General features: G+C 60.0%; 19 protein-coding genes and 5 pseudogenes. 12 read left to right on the top strand and 12 right to left on the bottom strand.

Annotated features, from left to right (window positions below; translation table 11 throughout):
- Positions 1-172: 172 nt before the first annotated feature.
- Positions 173-475: pseudogene (locus tag RH91_RS13830) on the top strand (IS5/IS1182 family transposase); the annotation flags it as partial.
- A gap of 22 nt (positions 476-497) precedes the next feature.
- On the opposite strand, the pseudogene RH91_RS13825 reads toward RH91_RS13830, so the two are convergent.
- Positions 498-1,662: pseudogene (locus RH91_RS13825) on the bottom strand (IS3 family transposase).
- Positions 1,663-1,805: 143 nt separating this feature from the next.
- On the opposite strand from RH91_RS13825, the pseudogene RH91_RS21725 reads away from it, so the two are divergent.
- Positions 1,806-2,078: pseudogene (locus tag RH91_RS21725) on the top strand (transposase); the annotation flags it as partial.
- Positions 2,079-2,316: 238 nt separating this feature from the next.
- Here RH91_RS21725 and RH91_RS22500 read toward each other — a convergent pair.
- On the bottom strand, positions 2,317-2,643 hold the full coding sequence (locus RH91_RS22500; protein ID WP_157136942.1) for a hypothetical protein: 327 nt from the start codon (positions 2,641-2,643) through the stop codon (positions 2,317-2,319).
- 272 nt (positions 2,644-2,915) lie between these two features.
- On the opposite strand from RH91_RS22500, the gene RH91_RS13805 reads away from it, so the two are divergent.
- Positions 2,916-4,022 carry a sensor histidine kinase gene (locus RH91_RS13805; protein WP_010163431.1) on the top strand — a complete coding sequence of 369 codons (1,107 nt, stop codon included), beginning with the start codon at positions 2,916-2,918 and terminating at the stop codon, positions 4,020-4,022.
- 278 nt (positions 4,023-4,300) lie between these two features.
- Here RH91_RS13805 and RH91_RS13800 read toward each other — a convergent pair whose 3' ends face one another.
- The 4 genes from RH91_RS13800 to RH91_RS13785 all read right to left on the bottom strand — a co-directional run bounded on the left by RH91_RS13800 (position 4,301) and on the right by RH91_RS13785 (position 8,237).
- Positions 4,301-4,708 (bottom strand): response regulator, encoded by a 408-nt coding sequence (locus RH91_RS13800; protein WP_010163430.1) that lies wholly within the window; start codon positions 4,706-4,708, stop codon positions 4,301-4,303.
- A gap of 344 nt (positions 4,709-5,052) precedes the next feature.
- The gene (locus tag RH91_RS13795) at positions 5,053-5,457 is read right to left on the bottom strand and encodes a hypothetical protein (RefSeq protein ID WP_010163429.1); all 405 of its coding nucleotides are present in this window, start codon (positions 5,455-5,457) and stop codon (positions 5,053-5,055) included.
- 739 nt (positions 5,458-6,196) lie between these two features.
- Positions 6,197-6,901, bottom strand: a complete 705-nt coding sequence (locus RH91_RS13790; protein WP_157136941.1) for a sigma-70 family RNA polymerase sigma factor — start codon at positions 6,899-6,901, stop codon at positions 6,197-6,199.
- Positions 6,902-7,142: 241 nt separating this feature from the next.
- Positions 7,143-8,237: a hypothetical protein gene (locus RH91_RS13785; protein WP_010163427.1), complete on the bottom strand. Its 1,095-nt coding sequence runs from the start codon at positions 8,235-8,237 to the stop codon at positions 7,143-7,145.
- Positions 8,238-8,639: 402 nt separating this feature from the next.
- On the opposite strand from RH91_RS13785, the gene RH91_RS13780 reads away from it, so the two are divergent.
- Entirely contained in the window at positions 8,640-9,374 is a 735-nt protein-coding gene (locus tag RH91_RS13780; RefSeq protein ID WP_010163426.1) for an alpha/beta fold hydrolase, read from the top strand.
- Between the two features lie 101 nt (positions 9,375-9,475).
- The gene (locus tag RH91_RS13775; RefSeq protein WP_010163425.1) at positions 9,476-10,483 is read left to right on the top strand and encodes a sensor histidine kinase; all 1,008 of its coding nucleotides are present in this window, start codon (positions 9,476-9,478) and stop codon (positions 10,481-10,483) included.
- Here the strand turns inward: RH91_RS13775 and RH91_RS13770 are convergent.
- Both RH91_RS13770 and RH91_RS13765 read right to left on the bottom strand, forming a co-directional pair.
- Positions 10,480-10,824 (bottom strand): response regulator, encoded by a 345-nt coding sequence (locus RH91_RS13770; protein ID WP_232283508.1) that lies wholly within the window; start codon positions 10,822-10,824, stop codon positions 10,480-10,482. The genes RH91_RS13775 and RH91_RS13770 overlap by 4 nt on opposite strands.
- An 895-nt stretch (positions 10,825-11,719) precedes the next feature.
- Entirely contained in the window at positions 11,720-12,628 is a 909-nt protein-coding gene (locus RH91_RS13765; RefSeq protein ID WP_010163423.1) for a LysR family transcriptional regulator, read from the bottom strand.
- A 143-nt stretch (positions 12,629-12,771) separates the two neighbouring features.
- Between RH91_RS13765 and RH91_RS13760 the strand changes: the two genes are divergently transcribed.
- From RH91_RS13760 to RH91_RS13730, 7 genes are all read left to right on the top strand, one after another.
- On the top strand, positions 12,772-12,984 hold the full coding sequence (locus RH91_RS13760) for an Atu4866 domain-containing protein (protein ID WP_010163422.1): 213 nt from the start codon (positions 12,772-12,774) through the stop codon (positions 12,982-12,984).
- Positions 12,985-13,045: 61 nt separating this feature from the next.
- A complete protein-coding gene (locus RH91_RS13755; RefSeq protein ID WP_010163421.1) occupies positions 13,046-14,425 on the top strand; it encodes an NAD-dependent succinate-semialdehyde dehydrogenase in 1,380 nt (459 codons plus the stop codon).
- A 155-nt stretch (positions 14,426-14,580) separates the two neighbouring features.
- A complete protein-coding gene (locus RH91_RS13750; protein WP_157136940.1) occupies positions 14,581-15,768 on the top strand; it encodes an MFS transporter in 1,188 nt (395 codons plus the stop codon).
- Positions 15,765-16,973, top strand: a complete 1,209-nt coding sequence (locus tag RH91_RS13745) for a CaiB/BaiF CoA transferase family protein (protein ID WP_037478810.1) — start codon at positions 15,765-15,767, stop codon at positions 16,971-16,973. The genes RH91_RS13750 and RH91_RS13745 overlap by 4 nt, the downstream gene beginning before the upstream one ends.
- Complete coding sequence (locus RH91_RS13740; protein ID WP_010163418.1) at positions 16,970-17,770, top strand: enoyl-CoA hydratase-related protein; 801 nt, start codon at positions 16,970-16,972, stop codon at positions 17,768-17,770. The genes RH91_RS13745 and RH91_RS13740 overlap by 4 nt, the downstream gene beginning before the upstream one ends.
- Positions 17,767-18,534, top strand: coding sequence for an enoyl-CoA hydratase (locus tag RH91_RS13735; protein WP_010163417.1), 768 nt, complete (start codon positions 17,767-17,769; stop codon positions 18,532-18,534). The genes RH91_RS13740 and RH91_RS13735 overlap by 4 nt, the downstream gene beginning before the upstream one ends.
- Before the next feature lie 187 nt (positions 18,535-18,721).
- The gene (locus RH91_RS13730; RefSeq protein WP_010163416.1) at positions 18,722-19,435 is read left to right on the top strand and encodes a CPBP family intramembrane glutamic endopeptidase; all 714 of its coding nucleotides are present in this window, start codon (positions 18,722-18,724) and stop codon (positions 19,433-19,435) included.
- Positions 19,436-19,629: 194 nt separating this feature from the next.
- Here the strand turns inward: RH91_RS13730 and RH91_RS23180 are convergent.
- The 4 genes and pseudogenes from RH91_RS23180 to RH91_RS22865 all read right to left on the bottom strand — a co-directional run.
- Positions 19,630-20,058, bottom strand: a pseudogene (locus RH91_RS23180) (integrase core domain-containing protein); the annotation flags it as partial.
- Positions 20,059-20,454 (bottom strand): annotated as a pseudogene (locus tag RH91_RS23175) (DMT family transporter); the annotation flags it as partial.
- 67 nt (positions 20,455-20,521) lie between these two features.
- Positions 20,522-21,367 (bottom strand): alpha/beta fold hydrolase, encoded by an 846-nt coding sequence (locus RH91_RS13715; protein ID WP_010163414.1) that lies wholly within the window; start codon positions 21,365-21,367, stop codon positions 20,522-20,524.
- A 224-nt stretch (positions 21,368-21,591) separates the two neighbouring features.
- A complete protein-coding gene (locus tag RH91_RS22865) occupies positions 21,592-22,221 on the bottom strand; it encodes an alpha/beta fold hydrolase (protein WP_269724691.1) in 630 nt (209 codons plus the stop codon).
- Positions 22,222-22,365: the final 144 nt, after the last annotated feature.

Here is a 22,365-nt window from a genome sequence, read left to right as displayed (position 1 = left end):
TCATCGGGAGGTCGCGTCGGACAATCTCAGCGAATTGAGGGGCGAGTTTATTGTAATCCGGAGCACCACTTGCCAAGCCGGCAACGAGGCGCCGTAAAGCGGCCTCGGTGCCAGGAGTCGGCGCGGACTCCGATGCCGTCGACACTGGACTTGTCTGATCCTGAAAAGCGGAGTCGCACACGAGATGCTCAACCTCAGCCACGATCGGACGTCGCTGGCGAACATGGGCCATCAGGCACGCGCAGCGACCGGCGCGCAAGCGCTCACGGTGCTTGCCGATCGCGCATACTTCTCAGAACCCGAGGTGCTTGCCTGCGACGCAGCCGGCATCACCGCGATCTGCCCTAAGCGGCTCACGTCCGGCGCCAAGGCCGAGGGCCGCTGGGGCAAGCAGGACTTCGTCTACGTGCCCGAGACCGACACATACCGCTGCCCGGCCGGTAAGACGATGACCCGGCACTTCTCGAGCGTCGAACACGTGACCTGACCCCCGTCTTTCATCCAGCGGCAGCCAGAGACCGACCGTTGTTGTCGCGCAGGAGCGCGGGTGAAGCAACGGGCGGGTTTAAACCCGCCCGTTGCTTTTCGAGTTCGGCGGCGAATGCCGCCGGTGTGGCGTAACCGAGCGAGGAATGCGGCCGCTAAGTGTTATAGTCGTCGACCCAGCGCGAGAGGATCGAGCGCGCCTGGCGGACCGTGAAGAACAGCGTCTCGTTGAGCAGTTCGTCGCGCATGCGACCGTTGAAGCTCTCAACGAACCCATTCTGCGTCGGCTTGCCCGGTGCGATATAGTGCCACTCGATGCCGACATCTTCCGACCACGCGAGCACCGCGTTCGAGGTCAGTTCAGTCCCGTTATCGCTGACGATCATCTTCGGCTTGCCGCGCTCGACAATCAGATCCCCCAGCTCCCGCACCACCCGCTTGCCTGAGATCGACGTATCGAGCACCGCCCGCAAACACTCGCGCGTCACGTCGTCAACGATGTTGAGAATACGGAACCGCCGGCCCGTGGCCATCTGGTCGTGGACGAAATCCAGGCTCCAGCGCTGGTTGGGCAGCGCCAACACGGGTGCCGGTGCCCGCGCACCAACGGCGCGCTTGCGGCTCTTTCGGCGACGCACCGTCAGACCCTCTTCGCGGTAGGGCCGCTGGGTCTTCTTGCGGTTGATCGTGATGCCGTCTCGCCGCAGCAGGATGTGTAGCCGTCGATAGCCGAACCGCCGGCGCTGCTGCGCCAGTTCGCGCAAGCGCGACCGCAGGTCGCCATCATCCGCCCGGCACGAACGATACCGCATGCTCGTGCGATCCGCTCCGACGACAGCACACGCCCGCCGCTCGCTCATCCCCAGCGCCGTCTGGAGATGCGCGACCGCTTCCCGCTTCGCGGCAGGCGTCACCATTTTTTGACAGCAGGTCCTTCAGACCTGCGTTGTCGAGCATCGTGTCCGCCAGCAGCCGCTTCAACCGGGCGTTCTCTTCCTCGAGCGCCCGTAACCGCTTTGCATCGGACACCTCTAGGTCGCCGAACTTGGCCTTCCACGCGTAATACGTCGCACTCGACATCCCGTGACGCCGGCACAGTTCCGTCACAACCGCGCCCGCCTCGGCTTCCTTCAGGATGCCGATGATCTGCTCTTCCGAAAACTGCTTCCGCTTCATCTGTCCGTCCCTTCTTCGGGGTCGGACTCTAGCTCCAAATGGAGTAAAAAACGGGGGTCACGTCACACGGCATGCTGCTGCACGCTTATGCGACGCCAGCCTGTCGCTACCGCTGTCCCGTAAAGGCGAACAGCACTGCCAGCATCGAGCGCCGCATCAAGCGCTAGGAGCATGAGGAGGTCATCGAGGCGATGCAGGCCCGCCTCGACCGCATGCCCGGTGCGATGCGCGTGCGAAGGCGGACGGTCGAGCACGTCTTCGGCACCATCAAGGACTGGATGGGGCGAAGCCACCTCAAGACCCGCTCGCTGACGAACGTGGCAACCGAGATGAGCCTCCATGTGCTCGCCTACAACATCAAGCGTGCCATCGCTCTGGTCGGGGTGCCGGGGCTGATTGCAGCGATGCAGGCCTGAGCGCCGCGTTCGCGCGCGCTCCTATCATCGATGCTCGATCGCCGTTCTCACACAGCCTCCACCACGGCCGGTCATTCAAAATGACGGTTCGTTGTTCACAACGCAGACATTCAAGCCGCACAGCTCAGCACTTAACGCTGGACCTTCCGCATCAGTAACGATCTGTCGGGCTTGATGATAGTGATACGAGTGCACCCGGCCATCACGGACCGGGCGCAAAACGTGGGGCATTCAGGGCCTAATAGTCATAACGGCGATCCCAACGGTTCCGGCCGCGGTCCCAGCCATCGCGCCGGTCGTAGCCGCCGCGCCAATGTTCGCGTTGCCATTCGCCGCGACGCTGTTCTTGCTCCCAACCGCGATGCGCAACCCAGCGTTGGCGCGCATAATAGCTTCCGCGATCAACGTAGCCATGGCGACCGCTGAAACGACCATCCCGATAGCCATCGTCGGAACGGTATGGCGCGTTCCAGCCGCCATAGCTTTGGGCAGAAGCGACGTTCGGCACGACTGCGACCAGCGCGGAAAGGCCAAGCGATACGGAAAGGACTAACTTACGAAACATCTCCAATTTCCTCAACGGCGGACGGCCGATAAGATGGGCATGCACGTTTGCCGATGCGCCCGGCCTGAATGACACTGGCAGCGGTTGTTCAGTTTATGGGAGGTGAGGTGATGGGCTTATCAGCAGCGACAACCGCATCCCCCAAAAGCAGACTAACGTCGGTCAATGACAAAGGACCATATCGGAGGTATTCTGCGACATTGCCGGCGTGCGTGCGAGACGGCAACTGAGAAACTTTGTGCTCCTCGCAGGCGCTGGGGGGGCGGTAGAGTATGCAAGGTTTAGCAAAGGCAGGTTTTGGCTTCAGCGAGTATAAGTGGCTGGAGGGGATTGTCGCAGGGGTCCTGAAGACGAGCACGGCTATTCAGGTCGATCGCGACGATCTTTGGGCTCTTTTGAACAGCCTCCCGGTCGCGATCCTCATAAGCACCGACCGCGATTGTTCGAAAATCATTGGCAATCTCTCCGCCCAAGCCATGCTGCAAGTCCCATTGGGGTCAAACGTCTCACAGAGCGCGCCTAAAGGCGAACTGCCCAGTTTCAGGGTCTATTGCAATGACGTGCCTGTCCCGATTGAAAACCTTCCGATGCAACGAGCTGCGGCGACAGGCCAGCCCGTTGGCCATTCCGAATGTGAAATCCGCTTCGATACCGGAAGAAGTATCTACATTGCTGGCCATTGTATCCCAATTCTAAATGACAGCGGCGAGGTGTGTGGTGCCCTTGGAGCGTTCATCGATGTGACCGAGCAACGCCAAACATCCGAACGATCGGCCATTGTGGCACTTGAGATGGCTCACCGCGTCAAGAACAGCGTCTCAATCATCCAGTCGCTTGCCTATGGGACGATACGTAAGCAGCTCGACCCAGCTGATTATGCTGTGTTTGAGCAGCGTCTGATAAATATCGCCCGCGCTCAGGAATTGATAGGCAAAGACTACGGAACCAGTGCCGATTTAAGGGACCTTGTTCTCGCGGTTGTCGAAGGGGTCGTCCAACGCGACGTGGGCCGGGTGAAATGGGATGGCCCAACGGTAAAAGTCGACGCGGATGTTTCCGTCTCACTGAGCATGGTGCTTCACGAACTTGCGACCAACGCGTGCAAGTATGGCGCACTTCAGCACGACGACGGATCGGTTGACGTCACCTGGACATGCTCACGCTTTGGCGACTGCGATCGCATACGTTTGGTGTGGCAGGAAAGTGGAGCCTTTCTCCGCGCAACGCCGCCAAAACCCGGCTTTGGCACCAAGCTTATCCGCAACGTCATGAAGGCGATGCCCGGCGGCAGCGTAACCAGTGAATATCTGCCAGGCGGGCTGTCAATGGTCCTTACTTTTACAGTGCAGAGTGAGCGGGCTCGTGCAGGTACAGCGTAAGCAATGTCCCAGGCGGCTGACCTCTACCGCCACTTTTAATCACTTCTCGCCGTTCCACCCGGCTTCGCCACCCGGATCTGCCCTAAAGTGAACTGGCATGCAAAGGTGCAGTATTGGAACACAGACTCAAGCAGGGTTTGAGAAAACCATTGCCGTACAGATTTGCGCAGCAATCGGTTTGTGAAAGATCAAAGCTCGCGCGATCCCGTTAAGCCGACGCTTCTTTTAAAGCTGGGCGTTGCGGGAGTGATGAACGTCGCCCAACGCAAACTGTGCCGCTAAACCGCCTTCTTCAGGGGCTCTGGCTTTTTATCATCCGGCAGGATCTGACTGAGGTGCTCGTGAACCATTCGTTGGTTGAAAGGCTTCGTAATGAACGTGGCCTTCTCGGGCATGTCTCCGTCCTTGGGAGACATGTGCCCTGAAGCGATCACGATCTCGATCAGCGGCCAGTGCTCGGCAACGTGCCGCGCCAGGGCAAACCCATTCATCGTTCCCGGCATATCAACGTCGGAGAACAACAAGACGGTGCTTTCCCAATGCTCTGCAAGATGTACGATTGCTTCGTCACCGTCGAAGCTTTCGTAAACCCGAAAGCCAGCATCTTCGAGGATGGTCACGGTCCCCATCATGATGATCGGATCGTCTTCAACGACGATGGCGTACGGAACGGTTGAAAGGGGCATCCGTCGTCAACACCCCGCCATGTCGCAAGTTGCTGAGATAGATACTTGATACGCCTCAATGCGCCGTTTCTTCCAACGTCGTGGACGTGAGCGGTTCCTGCCAGTTAGAGGCTACCATGGGCTGACTTGGTTCAGAAATCGGCCGTCTTATGACCAGCAGGAGGATAACCGCCCATCTCAGCGGCACCCGGCTAGTATAATCGTCCGACCCGTCTGCAAAAGATCGGCGGACGTTAGCTATCTAGGGTCATTACCCTGGTAGCGGCCGGATCGCTCGCAACCAGGTTTGGGACATGTCGATGTCGCAAAAACTGCGGACGCTCAACGCTCCTCAATTAACCTGCCTAGAGCGTCCTCACACGAGCATCTTGATCCGAGAACGCTTCGCGGATTTTGGTCATCATCGAAATGGCTGACAACCGATATTGCGGCCAATTAGCCTGCACATCTGCCTTCGCCCATTGCTGCCGAAAGCTATCATATTGGATACCCAGAGCGATGCAGTCCGATTTCAACGCGACCACTATTGCCCGGTCGCCAACGTTACCTCGAATTATCGGATCGAAGATAACTTCATGCTTGTAGCGTTGGAAGTCTCTCATCCGCGCCGTTAGCTCGACGCGAAATTCGGCAAGCCGGGGCCACGCCTCATCGTAGGTAGCGTTAAACAAAGGTCGCGCCCGGTCCAGAACGGACAACACATCCCGCTGCTGATTAAAAAATTCGGCAAAAGGGCGGTTGGCTTGCATTTTTTGTCCATTGGGCAGCTATTTGAAAAATTGCAACGCAGAGGGAAGCGCGAAATGTCCGCTATCCACCCCTTTTGCGGTTCAGCTTAGGGTGTAATTTCGCCTTCAGCCGCAAACCGTTGACACGCGTGCCTTTTCGGGGAGGCTCGACGCATGTGTAAAATTGACGATTCTTCACGAAGTTCTCGCCCTGAATCGGTTACCACCGCACCAAACTTGACCGACGAGCAAAAGGATAAAGCTGTCGCTGCCTTGCTGGCTGATGTCCTCAACTCAATAGATCGTGCTGTTGCGAGCGCTGCCAAAAGCAAGGCTGGCGTCGCACCGGCCCCGACAGAAACCTCCGCAACCCCGCGTCGCGGTGACGTTGCAGCCTCGCGATAAATGTTTCAGTCACGCCTATGGGACAAACAGCGGATTTGCGTCATTCGAGCGGACCGACCGACGCTAGGCGTATATCTAGCCCCGTTTTCTGGATCGACCCCAACTAGAGTAAAAACGGGGGGGCACGTCAAACTTCTTGAACGCAAAGACGTCAATGTCATGAAATCGACGTTCGGCTGGAAAGCCATCGCATTGTTGAATTGATGACCTTCCTAAATAGAGTCCTGGCATCCGCGCTGCATGTTCATCCCCTTCGGGCCAAGGCTGCTTCATAAATGCTAAGAGCTTATAAAATTCGATGACGGTATTTGGCTTCAGATGTTACCGCTATGCGCGAACATCCGCGGTCAGCCGCTCAATTTAACGGCTGTAGATCGAGGCCAGCGTCATCGATTGCCTGGCGAAGTTTAAGTAGCCCACGGCGAACCCAGCTTTTCATCGTGCCGACCGGCACGCCTTGACGAACAGCCATATCAGCATGGGTAAAGCCGCTGAAAAACGCACCATAAATCGCGTCACGCTCGCGGGCCTCAAGCGTTGCCAAGCACGCCAGCAGACCTGCGCTGGCTTCAGTTTCCAGCATTGTCTCGCTTATGAGGGGCAGAGGATCTGCGATTTCCCAAGTGCCTTCGATCGGTTCGGATCGTCGAACGTATTCGGCACGGAGCCAGTCGATGCAGCGATTTCGCGCAATCGTTGACATCCACGCGATCGCACTGCCACGGCCGGGATCGAACGCACCGGCCCTATTCCAGATCGTCAGGTAAACGTCATGGAGCATGTCCTGAGCGGCGCCTTGATTGCGACAGACCCGAACGCAAATGGCGAAGATTTTCGACGACGTGAGTTGATATAATTCGTGGAAGGCCCCGCGATCTTCCTCGCCAGTGCGAATAAGCGCCAGCGCGACTATCTGTTGGGGGGTTTGGCTGGAAACGCGGTTGTCCGCGATAATGCTGATTGGCTCAACGATTAAGGCCACAAAATTCGAGAGGTTGCTATCGTTGATCCGCGCCGAAGGGCAGCCCAAGTCAGGTATATGGGGAAGCGATCGATCCATTGACGCCTTAACACCGCATTGATTCGCAAGTTGCGTACCTGGACCTAAATGATGATGATCCTTAATCGGTTAAGGTTTTGCCGCGGAATTATAACAAGGAGGTGGTGCGATCAGCTAACACTCTCAAACCATCGTCGATTCAGATAATACCTCTCGTCTCGATCGCCGTTCCTAGTCGAGGTAGGATTGGCGAGCCGCCACGGTTCGTTCGCCAGCGTACAGCGCCCTGCCCCGGAGGTCGTCAAATTGCGCTGGTTATGGACCAGACGGATAGAGCATGAAGACCGTAATAAAAGAGCATGAGAACTGCGAGCGTAGCGATATATGCTCGGCCTACTTTCCACCCTGGTAATAGGATGCCCGAACCGCTTCCGCGACACAGAATTTGAAGGGGCGTCTCTCCGCTGACGAGGGCAATCACGAGAATGAGGAGGACGGGGATGTGGCCGACAATGTCGAGCATGCCGAACTCAGGCATAGCAGCGACGAAAACGATGCCCAGCAATATCGCACCGATACGGCCGAGAATTTCGCGGCCTGCGAGCAGGTAGAACGCTAGGGAAAACTCGACGAAGCCGGCAATCATTGCAACCGTTGAGAACGATTGGCCGGCCGTGATGCCAGGATGTGAAACCAATATTGAGATCGTCCACTGCGGGAACAGGAACTTTTCGACCGCCGTCCACATCAAGCTTAAACTCAGCGATCCTATGAGGATCGGCACGCGATATCGACTGATCGTAAGGCGGGACAAGAGCGAGCTGGACAATGCGAGATGCGCAGCGATCCCCAGGAAGAACAGATAGTCGATCATATAAAAAGCGCCGAACTTCGCGACGCCCAACATATACAGGACGAGCAGGGCAGCTGCCGCAAAGATCGAAAGACGCGGTATCAAGACCACGACCGCGGTTACCAGCTGGATATATCCGACTACGTGCCCGGCATCGTACAGGTCGGCGGTCAGGATCGATTCGCTGGATGGATCCGCCCACATGACGACGGCAAGATTGCCCCACAAGCAAAGCATGTAGAGCGCGACGCCCGCGCGTACGATCACGTCGCTCGCACGCCCCGCACGATCGGCATCCACGATGAGCTTTCCCGCGTACCGCGTTATCATAGCATCAAGCATGGCGCCGAGCATGACGAGACCGACGAACAGGATGAGAAGCTCGAGAAAGAATGGTGTCACGACCTGCCTAAAGGGCAGTGGCGGTGCGGAGCCATCGATCGGGCCGCAGAACCATTTCACATGGGCTTCCGCCGCCTTTGGTATGCTGAGAGTTACGACAAGCAACAGACTTGCTGGCCGTATCGGGAATTTGCTGCTCATCGCGATTCCCTCTGCACTAATGTGTGAGATACGAGCGCCACCTACGCATAGACGCCCCTACCGAGCGCTCTTCTCAAACGGCACCAACCCTGACCAGAACACCCTTTTTAGGATATCGACTTATCGATTCCCAAAATGCCATAGGCTCTCAAAACACCCATGCCTTTTCGCTCACCGTTCTCGACAGGAAAGCCGGTCCCTCTCGGTTGCCGTTCAGATAGGGAAAGGTCGTCCCTCGCTAAGGGTGTTGGCGTTTTGGCTGTCGACCAGTATGTTTGGACCAACATCGCACCTGTGCCTTTGCAAGCAGCCATGTTGGCGTCCGGAGCCCGTCCGGCAGGGGGCGACGTGTCGGTTTTACAACGTAATAACGTCCGGATCGCAGGCGACGGGCCACGGGCTATGATCTTTGCGCATGGGTTCGGCTGTGACCAGAATATGTGGCGGCTCGTGGCTCCGGCCTTTGAACGGGATTACCGCACTATCCTGTTCGATCAGGTGGGTGCAGGCGGCTCTGATCTGTCAGCTTACAGTTCCGAGCGTTATAGCAATCTGCAAGCCTACGCGGCCGATCTCTTGGAGATATGCGCGGAACTTGATTTGCGCGACGTGATTTTCGTCGGGCATTCGGTTAGTGCGATGATTGGGGTTCTGGCATCGCTGAGCGATCCCGCACGTTCTTCCCGCCTCGTGCTCGTCAGTCCTTCGCCGTACTATATTAATGACGGGGAATATCAGGGCGGCTTTACGAGTAGCGACATCGATGAACTGCTGGCGTCGCTGGCGGACAATCATCTCGGCTGGTCGGCGATGATGGCTCCGGTAATAATGGGCAATCCTGACCGCCCTGAGCTGGGCGAGGAGCTGACGAACAGCTTCTGCCGCACAGATCCAGCTATCGCGCGCGATTTTGCGCGTGTGACGTTCACGTCGGACAACCGGGCGGACTTGGCCAAGGTGACGACTCCCACGCTGATCGTGCAATGCCGCGACGACGCCATCGCGCCGGTTGAAGTCGGGCAATACGTCCATGATGCGATCGAGGGCAGCACGATGGTGATCCTCGAAGCCAGCGGCCATTGTCCCAATCTCAGCGCACCAGCTGAGGTGACCGCCGCGATTTGTGCCTTTGTCTGAGTCTTCCGCACAAGATCGGCTTTGATACACTCCCTTGCGGGATACTCACGGTCCTTCCCAATGGTTCGATAGGGCAGGCTAACCGTCGCATTGCCGAGTGGTTGGGAGTCGATCAGAAGGCGCTTGTCTCGCAGCGGCTGAGCCGGCTTCTGAGCGCGCCATCGCGAATCTTCTATGAAACCAACATCTCGCCGTTGCTGCGGATGCAGGGGGCCGTCGACGAGGTGGCGATGGATTTCAGGGGCGCAGATGTTGCTAAGGTGCAATGCCTCGTCAACGCCGTTGAAGAGCGCGACACCGCCGGGACGCTTGTCCATACCCATCTTGCGATCTTCCGAGCAACCGAGCGCCGGCGCTACGAACGGTCGCTCGTTGACACGCACGAGGCGACAGAACGGGCAGTAATCGCCGAGCGCGAGGCATCGAAATTACGCGAGCAGTTCATCGCCGTCCTTGGCCATGATTTGCGCAACCCGCTTGCCTCGATCAACAGCGGTGTGGAGCTTATCACCGAACGCGAAACGCTCACGCCGCGAGGCCAACACATCCTCTCGCTGATGCGCGGCAGTATAATGCGAGCGTCTGAACTAGTCGATAACGTGCTTGACTTCGCCCGCGGCCGGCTTGGTGGCGGATTGTCTCTTACCCTCGATGCGCAGCAGCCACTCGGACCGCTGCTAGAGCAGGTCGTCGCGGAAATCGTGTCGGTCGCCCCCGGGCGACAGATCGGTGCTGACATCATCATCCCTCACGCGGTAAACTGTGATCGAGTCCGCATGGGCCAAATGCTATCGAACCTGCTAGGCAATGCAGTAACGCATGGGTCAAAAACCCATCCAATCACGGTTCAGGCGCGCACGACCGACGAAACGCTTACAATCTCAGTTTCCAATGGTGGCCTGCCGATCGACGCGGCCACACGAGAGAAGCTGTTTCACCCCTTTTTCCGCGGCGATGTCCGACCGAACCAAGTCGGGCTGGGGCTTGGGCTACACATCGCTGCCGAGATCGCAAAGGCGCATGGTGGCACCCTGGACGTCGCGTCCGATAGCCAAGAAACCTGTTTCACCTTCGCTATGCCGCTGACGTCAGCGCAAGTCGATTGCTAGGTAGCAAAAGCCATGCGGCGGAAGGCCGCCCCGATAGCGGTCCTATTCATCGGTTTCCGGAACACTTGTGCAAGCGGGGCGTATGGCAGGCAGGCTTCCGGGGTCGCGGTGACGAAAATCACCGGAATATCGCCCAACTCGCGCTGAATGGCCTCGACCGCCAGTGGCCCGGAGCCATCCACTAACGATACGTCGGACAGAATGAAATCAGGGCGCTTCTCTCGCGATGCAGCTATTGCCGCCTTCTGTCCGTCCGCGAAGCTAAAGGTTTCCGCACCGTTAGATTGCAGGAGGTTTTCCAGATCGAACGCTATCAGCGGTTCGTCCTCGATAATCAACACGTGGCACAAAGCCGCTTCTCCCGTTCAATTATTTTCAACGCGGCGGATCAGCAATCGATACCACGATCGACAGATACATTTGATTAATCTCGCCACCGTTGCCGGTCAGCTTTCCAAACGATTGACGCATTATTGCTACTTCGAAAGGCGGAGCGTTCCCAAAACGTCATCCTCTTCGGAAAGCACTAACCGAGATGGTAGCGCCTCTCGTTACCGCTAAGCTATCAAGCGATCACATCACTAAACCGCCGACGCAGCTTCGCCCCGACCGCGCCCGAACCATCGATAATCAACGTCGCCATAGTGCCGCACCAGTGCTTGCCACAGTGCCGCACCTGTGGCCTGCAGCTCACATCACCCGCAAGGCGGGGCAGACCGGACGCTTACGCAGTTGCGATCATGGGGCCAGGCTCACATGCACCTGTTTGACGGCCGCACGGTATAATACTTTCTCGAAGTTGCACCTTCACTACCCCCCGATCACGCAACCACGCTTCGCCTGCTTCGACCATCGGCTTGCCGAAGCCCAGCCTCGGAAAGCGGGGTCTGCAGCCACGTAGTAGAGCCATCCTCAATGGCCATCGTGGCCTACCACCGAGGTTCCGCAAACGCGGCATTCCAAGTTCTCCCCTATAAGCACATCGGAGCACGCCCCTGTCCGGGCGAACCGGAAGTCGGCGTTCAGATCGCTATAATCAGCTACAAGATTACCCGCTCGCCATAGGGCGCCTGCCTGTGGCTCATCGTTAGCGAGCGCCTCTCGGATCGTCAGTTGCATGGGCGGCGCCCTCTCCAATTTTCTCCAACAAAGATCGCTTCGCGCTCTGCGTCACCACCAAGCCCTATGGCCGCATTCCTCCAAGCTATGATGTGTCGCCTCAGCAAGCAGCGGGTGCTACCTTTCCAAATGGGATAGCTTTTGAGCCGCTTGCTTTACATACGCGACAAAGTTGCGCGTGCTGATGCTGCGGTCAGTTAGGCGGGTGGCGAGCGCGATCCTGGCAACGGGAGCGATGCCCTTGATCGGGATATAGCAGACGCCGGGGACGGCTGCGGTTGCCATTCGAGCCGGTACGATCGAAACCCCTAGCTCTACTGCCACAAGATTGGCGATCGAGGTGATCTGGGACGCAATCTGTCCGATCTGTGGCTCGAAACCGGCGCGGCGGCAGGCGTCGATCACCTCATCATAGAGTGCTGGACCGATTGCACGGGAGAACAGGACCAGAGGTTCGCCGGCGAGATCCTTGAGTTCCAACGCATATTGATGCGCTAGCCGGTGCTCGATGGGAACCACAACCATCATGCTTTCCGGAGGTAGTGGGAGCACCGCGACGCCCGAGGGAGGCTCGTTGCCCGGCCGAATGAAGACGGCATCCAGGCGTTCGTGCGTCAGGCGGTCGAGCAGCTGGAGGCTGTTCAGTTCCTCCAAGTTCAGCTCGACTTCTGGGTAGGCGCGCCGATAATTCCTCAGTGCTTCTGGTACGATCTCGTTGAACGATGTCGAGCCGGTGAAACCGACGCGCAATTGGCCGACTTCGCCGCGCCCGCCGCGTTGCGCCATGCGCACGGCGCGATCGACGCATTCGAAGATCTCGGGCACCTCCACCAGGAACGCAGCGCCGGCTTCAGTCAGCTCTGCACCTTTGGGAACACGCCGAAAAAGCTGCACGCCCAGTTCACGTTCAAGATCGTGAATCTGCGAGCTCAGCGGCGGTTGCGCCATACCAAGCCGCTCCGCCGCGCGCCGAAAGTTCAAGTCTTCGGCGACCGCTAGAAAATAGCGAAGGTGACGCAGCTCCATATCAACGTCGATACGCCCAGCGTATCAACTTTGATAGACGATATATTGGCGGCCTCGACCTTGGAGGCCTATTTCGCTTTCTGTAAGGCCGATAGCGGAGACGATAATGGCGAGCATAGCAGCAGTGCTGGTCTTGGGAATGGGTGACAGCCGACGGCTATATCCGGCAGGAACTCTTGCCCGACGGCCGGTACGACGAAGCACGCGGCAACCTGACGAGCGCTTATCGAGAGCGCTACGAAGTCACCGGCAACCACATCCGATATTGGGACGACACCGGTTTCGAAGCGCACGGTGAGTTCGTCGATGGCGTCCTGCACCATGTCGGCATGATCTTCTACCGCGAGCAAAGATAGCTCCGACCGTGCCGCCGCAAGCATTTACGAATACCTTATAAACGACTTCGGGAGAAAACTCATGATTACGGTCTACAATCCAGCGGACGGCTCGATCGTCGGCGAAGCGCCTGAAATGTCCAAGGCCGAGGTGGCCCAGGCGATAGATCGTACCTGCATCGCCTTTCCCGCCTGGTCGCGGCGCCTTGCCAAAGAACGCAGCGAGTTGCTACGTGCCTGGTTCGACTTAGTGAAGGCCGATCGCCGCGCCTTCGCCGAGGTGATGGTCCAGGAAAACGGCAAGTGCATCTCCGAGGCGCTCGGAGAGGTCGACTACGGCCTCGGCTTCATCGAGTGGTATGCCGAGGAAGCCAAGCGCGTTTACGGCGACACGATCCCAACGCACGCTGCGGACTCAGCGGTGCTGGTCGTCAAGGAGCCGGCCGGGCCGACCGCCGCGATCACGCCGTGGAATTTCCCGTTCATGATGATCTGCCGCAAGATCGCCACCGCACTCGCAGCGGGCTGCACGATGATCATCAAGCCGTCCGAGGAGACGCCGCTCACCGCGTATAAGCTCCTCGACTATGCGCGCCGGGCGGGCATTCCCGAAGGCGTGTTTGAGATGGTGACCGGCAATCCGAAGGAGATCGGGGAACTGTTCACCAGTGATCTGCGCATCCGCAAGATCTCCTTCACCGGCTCGACCGCGGTGGGCAAGCTGCTGGCGAGCGCGAGCGGTGCGACGCTCAAGAAGATGACCCTCGAACTCGGAGGTAACGCCCCGTTCGTGGTGTTTGCGGATGCCGATTTCGACGAGGCAGTCGCTGGTGCGGTCCTCGCGAAGCTGCGCAATTCGGGCCAAGTTTGCATCTCGCCCAATCGCTTCTACGTCCACGACGCGATCTACGACCGCTTTGTAGCGGCGCTCGCGGAGCGCGTCTCAAAGATCGAGGTCGGCAACGGGATGCGCGAGGAGTTCGTTGTTGGACCGTTGGTAAACCAGACTGGCTTCGACAAGGTCGCAGCGCTGGTCGATGATGCACGAAAGCACGACGCTCGCGTGGTACTCGGCGGGAAGCAGCACAGCCTGGGCGGGCTTTTCTACGAGCCGACCATCCTCGCCGATATCGGCGATGACGTGAAGATGGCGCAGTCTGAGATCTTCGGTCCGGTGTTCCCGATCTATCGCTTCACAACCGAGGACGAACTGATCGAACGCGCCAACAACACCGAATATGGTCTCGTCGCCTACGCCTATACGCGCGACCTCGGCCGCGCCTTCAGGCTCTCGCACAAGCTCGAGGCCGGGATGGTGATCATCAATTCGGGATCGGTCGGCACCGCCTCGGTCCCCTTCGGCGGTGTGAAACAGTCGGGCTACGGCCGGGAGGGCAGCTACTATGGCATCGAGGAGTATGTCGAAGTGAAGTACGTCCTGATGGCCGGGCTCAACCGCTAAATCGACGATCACGCCTCCGGCCGTCCCCGGTCGGAGGCGTCCTTTCTCCAGTAGGTGGCGCAGCGCCCGCGATACGATCGCGGGCGGTCGCCCTTCGCTTGGCCTTTTCCATACCCATGACGACACCCTCACTCACGCGCGGTCAGCTAGTCGCGATGGCGGTCACCACCGGCACGACGATAGCGAACCTCTATTATGCGCAGCCCATTCTCGCGCAGATCGGGGCGAGCTTCGGCACCTCGGCCGCCGGCGTCGGGCATTTGCCGGCGCTCACTCAGGTAGGGATGGCACTCGGCATCCTCTTCGTAGCGCCCCTCGGCGACATGCTCGATCGCAAGCGGCTAGTCGTTATGCTGGAAGTAGCGTTGGCCCTCGCGCTGTTCGCACTGGCTGGCGCTCGCGGTATCGCGATGGCCGGCTCACTCAGCCTCGTCATCGGCGTGCTGACGGTCGCGGTGCAGATCGTCGTGCCGATGGCGGCTTCGTTGAGCGCCCCCAGTGACCGCGGGCGAGTGGTCGGGACTGTCTTCACCGGGACGCTGATCGGCATTCTGGGCTCGCGGATTATCAGTGGCCTCCTCGCCGATCGGATCGGCTGGCGCGGGGTCTACATGTCTTCCGGAGTCGTTGCGCTGGGAATGGCCCTGCTCGTTGCCGTTATACTCCCGGCGCAAGCTGGGCAACATCGTGACGGCTATCGCGCCCTCCTTGGCTCCACCGCGCGCCAACTCGCGCGTTTCGCGGAGTTGCGGCGCCTGTCGCTTCTGGGCGCACTGATCTTTGCGGCGTTCTGCTGCTTCTGGACTATCCTCACCCTCGACCTGAGCGGCGCTCCCTTTCATTTCGGCAGCGACCGTATCGGACTGTTCGGCTTTGTCGCGATCGGCGGGACACTGGCGGCGCCCTGGTTCGGGCGGCAGGCTGATCGAGCCAGCCCGCAGCGTGCGCAAGTGTTGACGACGGCGCTACTCGTGGCGGGCTCAGCGGCAGCCGCACTGTTCCCCTCATCACTCGCGATGCTGGTGATCGCGACCTTTCTCATCGACGTCGGGGTGCAAGGGACCCAAGTCAGTAATCTAGCGCAGCTCTACGGACTGGATGAGGCCGCGCACAGCCGGATCAACGCCGCCCTCATGACAATCTTTTTCGCAGGCGGCGCAATCGGCACGACCTCTGGCGTGTTTGCGTGGCGAACGGGCGGCTGGCCGCTCGCTGGCGGCACATTGCTGTTCTGGTCGATCATTGCACTTGTTACTGCGGCATTTCACCATCGCGCATCGCGTAATGACGGAAGCCCCAACGGTACAGAGGGCCAGGCCACGGCATTGGGATCAATCCGATGAACGGGTCGCCACTTGGTAACAGTCTAAGCGGTATCACGGTGCTAGACTTCGGACAGCTCATCGCTGGGCCCGTCTGCGGTATGTACCTTGCCGACATGGGCGCGACCGTCATCAAAGTAGAGGCGCCGGGCGGAGAGTTGGGCCGCAAGCTCGGGCCGCCATGGGTAAACGGCGAGAGTCTCACCGCACTTACCTCCAACCGCGGCAAACAGGGGCTGTGCATCGATCTCAAGCAGCCGGATGCGACAGACGTGATCCGGCGTATTGTCGCGCGCACCGATGTGGTGATTGAGAACTTTCGGCCCGGCGTGATGGCGGGTCTCGGTATCGATCATGAAGCTCTCAGCCGCGTGAAACCCGACCTGATCACGTGCTCGCTCTCCGCCTATGGCCAGACCGGGCCGTGGCGCGATCGACCGGGCGTCGACGGCATCGTGCAGGCCGCTAGTGGCTTGATGAGCCTCGTCGGTGCGCCGGGTTCTGGCCCGGCCAAGGTTCCGTTGCCTTTGGCCGACATGACTGGCGCGCTCTATGCCACGATCGCGATCCTCGCCGCGCTTCGGGAGCGGGATGCATCTGGGATAGGCGCGCACCTCGACGTCAGCCTCTTCAACTGCCTGATGATGCTCCAACAGCTCAACTTGTCGGGTTTCCTGAACACGGGCGAACTGCCTGAGCGGAGCGGAAGCGCAGCACCTTACGCCGCCCCCAACGAGGCTCTGCCGACACGCGACGGCTGGATCATGGTCGCTGCCTATCAGTCGGAGCGTTGGGAGAGGTTGTGCCAGTTGATCGGTTGCCCGGAACTTGCCGGTGATCCCCGCTTCGCCACCAATGCCGGACGCGTCGCCGAACGTTTGGCGTTACGGGCGGTCCTGAAACCCATGTTTCGGAAGCGGACTTCGGCGGAGTGGGAAGCCATCTTGTCGGCCGCAGACATACTGGCAGCACACGTCGCTAACCTCGCGCAGATGGCAGAATCGGATGGCTATCTCGCTTCTGGCGCCGAGATCGAGGTCGTTCACCATCGCGCGGGTGCCTACCGCACCGTTGGCTTCGCAATCGGCCAACCGCCGGCAACACCCGTTCCGCCACCCCTGTTGGGCGAGCACAGCTGCGCACTGCTGGCGGGCTTTGGCTTCGCCGAGGCAGAGATCGCCGACCTCTGCGCGCGCAATATCGTTATCGACGGAGAAGCAGCATGAGTTTCGTAAACGTCCACGTCGCGCGCGGCGTGGCGACCCTTGTCATGAACGAGCCGGAAACGCGCAACGCGCTGTTGAGCGCCGAGCAATGCAGCGAGATGATCGCGGCGATCTCCGGGCTAGATGACCGCGAAGACGTCCGGGTCGCGATCCTGACCGGGTCGGGGCCAGCTTTCTGCGCTGGCGGTAACGTCAAGCACATGCAGCGCCACGAGGGGCTTATGGCCGGCAGCGCGAACGAAATTGGCGAACGCTACCGCCGCACGCTGCAGCGCCTCGCGCAGACGCTTTTTGGCCTGCCGATCCCAATCATCGCGGCAGTCAACGGACCGGCGATGGGTGCTGGGCTGGACCTGTGCTGTATGTGCGACGTCCGGATTGCTTCTGATACGGCCATGTTCGCTGAGACGTTCGTGAAGCTGGGGCTCGTCTCGGGAATTGGTGGTGCGTGGTTCCTACCGCGAGCGATCGGCCACGCGCGGGCCGCTGAAATGGCCTTCACTGGGCGCGTCATCGAGGCGAAGACAGCCCTGGATTACGGTCTTATGAGCAAGATCGTCGCGCCGGAAATGCTGATGGCAGAGGCGCGATCGCTGGCTGAAGAGATGGCTGCCAACTCGGCTCTTGCGCTGCGTTATACCAAGCGGCTGTTGCGCCTATCTGAACGCAGTGACCTGCCGAGCGCCCTGGACGCCACCGCAGCGCTGCAGGCATTGGCGCACCAGTCGGACGAGCATGCGTCATCGGTGGAGCGCTATCTCACGGCGCAGGAGGCCCGACGCCGGGCGCGTTCATGACTTTGCGGCTTCAAGTCCACGACGACGTCGCCTGCGTCACGCTGGCTAACCCGCCGGCCAACACTTGGGACGCGGAACATCTAAGCGAACTGGTGCTCGTTCTCGAGCATCTAGCGGATCAAGCCGAGGTTCGCTGTCTCGTCCTGACTGGGGACGGACCAAAGTTCTTTAGCGCTGGCGCGGATCTGCATCAGTTCGATCACGGCGATCGCGCCCGGGCTGAGGGGGCGATGGCGCAATTCGCGCAGGCATACGACCAACTCGCGACATTCCCTATGCTGACGATCGCCGCGATCAACGGCTATGCGCTGGGCGGCGGTCTCGAAGCTGCGTTGGCATGCGACCTGCGTATCGCCGAAGGCCACGCAACCTTCGGCCTTCCAGAGGCGCGCGTTGGGCTCCTGCCGGGTGGCGGGGGCACGCAGCGGCTGCCGCGACTCGTTGGCGCGAGCTGGGCTACGCGCATGATTTTGTTAGGCGAGCGTCTCGATGCATCAACCGCCCTGACGATCGGTCTCGTCGATCGGGTGGTGGATGGCGGTAGTGCCCTGACAACGGCGCACGAATGGGCGGCTAAGGCGTGCCTCGCTAGCCCTGGGGCGTCAGCGGCGTGCAAGCGCCTCATTCGGCAGTCCGCGCAGGGCAACCTGCGCGACGGACTTGCCGACGAACGGCAGGCGTTTGCAGATTTGTTCGGCACGATTGACCAGCAGGAGGGCGTGCGCGCCTTTTTTGAAAAGCGATCGGCACGGTGGTCAGCTTGAAGCCGTTCCAACGACCCGCGGCAATCTGCTGTTTAGCCTGATGACCGGCTTGCTCAACTGCGGCATCACCACTGTGGCCGTGGCGGTTCGGGTGTCATCGACGACATGGCACGAACAAGCCTGTTTCCGAACAGGCTGATACCCTCTCAAATCTCGTAATCTTAGATCGGAAAACCCCGTTCAGGACATGGCGCTAACCCTAGGACTTCACCTCGCGTTCGTATTGCTCGGCGTCCTGCTCCTGCGTCTGACTGGACGACAGGTTCGTCCTGTACCGTTGCTGCTCGGATTTGGGGTAATCGTTGTCTATTGGGTAGCGTCCATTTCGGGCCTGTCACTGCAGGCGATCCTAGCCCCTCAATTCCATTGGAACTGGCTTGGCAAAGTTTTCGCGATCGGCGCGACGTTTATTGTTCTGGCGCTTTTGCCTGGTATCGCGGGTCGCGACATCGGACTCACATGGCAGCAAAAACCTGGGTCGGTACGCCCCGCGATGATCATGATTGCGGCGATCTGCGCATTTGACTGGGTGCAGACGATCATTGACGCCCAGGCAGCCGATCTGTCGATTGGCCGGCTGCTGTTTCAGGGCCTCATGCCAGGCCTTGATGAAGAGCTTGTGTTCCGCGGCGTCGTGCTGGCGCTCTTCACCCAAGCGTTTGGTGAAGGGCCGCTCGTGTTCGGAGCGCGTTTCGGCATCGCCGAGGTTACGATCACCTTGTTGTTCGGCGCCGCGCACGGCTTGCATGTATCTCATGGCATCCCAGTACTTGATGCCGAGACCTTTCTTGTCACCGGCTTAATCGGCGCTGGCCTGATGTGGATTAGGCAGCGCACCGGCTCCCTGGTCATGCCGATACTTGCCCATAACCTGCAGAACTTCGGCGAGTCGTTCTTTTGAGTCGCCTTCTGCTCGTAAGGTAGTCCAAGCAGAAGCCTGAGGCGATCCTATCTAACAACGCGGTTCAGGCCGCGTTGTTCTGTGGACTGCCCAGACTAACGTGACCCCGGTTTTCATCCAGCGGCAACCAGAGACCGACCGTTGTTTGAGGGTCCCCCGGTTTCTCATCCAGTTCGAAGGTGAGTTTCCGGCGTTCATTCGGCCGTGATCGTGGCCGCGGCAGCAGCATATTCGATCGGTGTCAGCCAGCCAAGCGATGTGTGAGGACGGCTCTCGTTATAGTCCCGCCGCCAGGCGTCGATCTTGGCTCGGGCGTCTTCCAGCGATAAAAACCAATGCGTGTTGAGGCACTCGTCGCGCAGGCGGCCATTGAACGATTCCACGAACGCGTTGTCCGTCGGCTGGCCCGGACGGCTGAAGTCGAGCGTGACGACGTTCTCATACGCCCAGCGATCGAGCGCCTTCGAGATGAACTCAGGACCATTGTCTACCCGGATGGTCCTGGGCGCACCTCGTGACAGCGTGATGCGCGTCATCGCCTCGACCACCTGCTCGCCCTTGATGCCCTGATCGACGTCGATCGCTAGCGCCTCGCGCGTGAACGCGTCCACCACCGTCAGAGCAACGCCTCCAAAAGCCAACGCAACGCCAATGATCACCCGCACCGTGGGGCGTTCGCCGAGCAAAGGCCACGCCAGCAACAGGGTGAAAGGCGTCGATAATTGATTGGCGACGGCAGACACGCTCGCAAGCCCTCGCCCGATCCCGACGAACACCAGCCCGAAATTCAGACCGCCGAAGAAGACCGAGATGACGATGATCGGTCCAAGCTCGCGCCGGGTTGGGCGCTCGACGAAGGGCAGCTGGATCGCGGCGACAGCGGCGAAGCGAAGCGCCACAAAGAAGAGAGGAGAAAAGGCGGTCAGCCCGACTGTGATTACGACGAATTGCACGCCCCAAAGGAAGGGCACGAGGACGGCGCAGGCGATCTCGATCGGCGACAGGGCATTTTGTTTCACCACAGCGCACCGTCATGCTGCCAAGGCGCCTTGTAGCGATGGTCGATAGCTGGGTGCCCGAGCGGCATCACTTTGAAAGGAAGCGTAGGATGAGCTCGGTTAGCTCGGCCGGGCGCTCCTCACGGATCCAGTGACCGCTGCCCGCGATGCTGCCACCCGTCACGTCGGTCGCGAATTCCTGCAGCATCGCCACGATCTGCGGACCGTAGGATTGCTCCCCTCCCAAGGCCAGTCTCGGCATCGTCAGCGGTTCCCGCTTCCAGGCGAGCGCGTTCTCATGGTCCGTCGCGAAAGTACGATACCATTCGAGCCCTCCTCGCAGGTTTCCCGGTTGCGCCAAGGCCCGCGAGAACTCCTCGATATCAGAAAGCGAATGTGCCCCCATGTCGAGCGCCCGGTCGTAGATGAATGTGGAGACATAGTCATACTCGCGCCCTTGGATGAGCCGTTCCGCAAGATCGCGTTTCATGTGGAAGGCGAAGACCCATACCTGCTGCTCGTGCGAATTCTCGACCCATCGGCTCCATCCCGGCTGTGAAGCGTCGAGCACGGTCAGGTGCGTGACGGCGTCGCGGTGGGTCAGGGCGAGCGCCAGGGCAGTCATGGCGCCGATATCGTGACCGCAGACAGCATATTTATCGAATCCGAGCGCTGTCATCACGCCGTGGACGTCGTTGGCAAGGCTGGCTTTGTCGTATCCACCCTGCGGCTTGTCGGAATGCCCCGCGCCACGGAGGCCGACCGCGACGACGGTGTGCCGCTTGGCGAGCTCGGGCATGATGCCATGCCACTCCCACCAGGTTTGTGGAAAGCCGTGGATCAGGACCAGCGGCGGGCCGCTGCCGCCGATAACGGCATGCATTCTGATGTCGCCGACCGGTATCATCCGGTGCTGGAAGCCCTCAACGTTCATGGCGATACCTCTCTAAGTGCTGGGCGCAGGCATTGGCCGGTCCACGACCGGACGGCGTGATGCGTTCACGGCAAACCGTCGCACCATGTCGGCATGGATTTTGACTAAACGGCGTGCTGTTGAAGGAACGGCGTCAATGCGGCCAGCACCTCGGCGGGGCGATCTTCGGCCTGCAGGTGATCGCCCGTGGTGGGGACACCCGTCACGGTGTCGGCCCTCTTTTTTCATACGTCGATCGGCGATGTGTTTCCGCTCACTTCGTGCTTCGACCAGAGCACCAGGACCGGGCAATCGAGTTTCCGGCTGGCGGCACGATCGGCGCTATCGTCCGTCAGATCCTCGTCCAGAGCAGCCCGGTAATCCTCGCACATGGCGTGGCGCACTGCTGGATCACGGAAAGCCGCGCGATAGGCTTGCCGCGCTGCCGGCTCGATCACATTGTCGTCCGTCGCCTGCATAACCTCGAACTCCCAGTCGAGAACGGCATCGGGTGCCGCGGCGAGCAGCGTCTCGGGCAGATTGTCCGGTTGTGCGAACAGGAACCAATGATAGTTCTTGCGCGCGAATCGGTAATCGACCCCCTCGACGACATCGAGGGTCGGCACGACGGTGAGCGATGCGAAGGCTTTGACGACGCCCGGATTATCGAGCGCTAGCCTGTATCCGGCCCGCGCGCCCCGATCATGACCGACCATCGCGAACCGCTCGTGGCCGAGGTTTCGCATGAGCGCGACCAACGCTTCGCCGACGCGCCGTTTCGTCCAGCGCGGGCTCATGGCGGCCGGTCGGCTTGCGCCGTAGCCGGGAAGGTCAGGCGCGATCACCGTGTAGTGACGCGCAAGCTCGACCGCGATCTTGCGCTAGGCGATGTGCGTTTCAGGGTATCAATGGAGCAGTAGCAGCGGCGGCCCCGATCCGCCAATGACCCCTGCAAAGCGCACGCCGCCCGCTTCCACATCAAGCGCCCCAAATCCCGGAAAGAACAGTGGCGAGCCCGC

Source organism: Sphingomonas sp. PAMC 26617 (assembly GCF_000242835.1).
GTDB lineage: Bacteria > Pseudomonadota > Alphaproteobacteria > Sphingomonadales > Sphingomonadaceae > Sphingomonas.
The sequence above is the reverse complement of the archived record's forward strand: the minus strand, read 5'-3'. Positions and strand labels throughout refer to the sequence as shown.

Excerpts from the sequence above, each read along its gene's own strand:
- RH91_RS13715 (WP_010163414.1), bottom strand. The coding sequence starts at position 21,367 with ATGAACGTTGAGGGCTTCCAGCACCGGATGATACCGGTCGGCGACATC.
- RH91_RS13790 (WP_157136941.1), bottom strand. The coding sequence starts at position 6,901 with ATGGATCGATCGCTTCCCCATATACCTGACTTGGGCTGCCCTTCGGCG.
- RH91_RS13740 (WP_010163418.1), top strand. The coding sequence starts at position 16,970 with ATGAGTTTCGTAAACGTCCACGTCGCGCGCGGCGTGGCGACCCTTGTC.
- RH91_RS13785 (WP_010163427.1), bottom strand. The coding sequence starts at position 8,237 with ATGAGCAGCAAATTCCCGATACGGCCAGCAAGTCTGTTGCTTGTCGTA.
- RH91_RS13755 (WP_010163421.1), top strand. The coding sequence starts at position 13,046 with ATGATTACGGTCTACAATCCAGCGGACGGCTCGATCGTCGGCGAAGCG.
- RH91_RS22500 (WP_157136942.1), bottom strand. The coding sequence starts at position 2,643 with ATGTTTCGTAAGTTAGTCCTTTCCGTATCGCTTGGCCTTTCCGCGCTG.
- RH91_RS13750 (WP_157136940.1), top strand. The coding sequence starts at position 14,581 with ATGGCGGTCACCACCGGCACGACGATAGCGAACCTCTATTATGCGCAG.
- RH91_RS13745 (WP_037478810.1), top strand. The coding sequence starts at position 15,765 with ATGAACGGGTCGCCACTTGGTAACAGTCTAAGCGGTATCACGGTGCTA.
- RH91_RS13800 (WP_010163430.1), bottom strand. The coding sequence starts at position 4,708 with ATGCCCCTTTCAACCGTTCCGTACGCCATCGTCGTTGAAGACGATCCG.
- RH91_RS13805 (WP_010163431.1), top strand. The coding sequence starts at position 2,916 with ATGCAAGGTTTAGCAAAGGCAGGTTTTGGCTTCAGCGAGTATAAGTGG.
- RH91_RS13795 (WP_010163429.1), bottom strand. The coding sequence starts at position 5,457 with ATGCAAGCCAACCGCCCTTTTGCCGAATTTTTTAATCAGCAGCGGGAT.
- RH91_RS13730 (WP_010163416.1), top strand. The coding sequence starts at position 18,722 with ATGGCGCTAACCCTAGGACTTCACCTCGCGTTCGTATTGCTCGGCGTC.
- RH91_RS13735 (WP_010163417.1), top strand. The coding sequence starts at position 17,767 with ATGACTTTGCGGCTTCAAGTCCACGACGACGTCGCCTGCGTCACGCTG.
- RH91_RS13780 (WP_010163426.1), top strand. The coding sequence starts at position 8,640 with ATGATCTTTGCGCATGGGTTCGGCTGTGACCAGAATATGTGGCGGCTC.
- RH91_RS13765 (WP_010163423.1), bottom strand. The coding sequence starts at position 12,628 with ATGGAGCTGCGTCACCTTCGCTATTTTCTAGCGGTCGCCGAAGACTTG.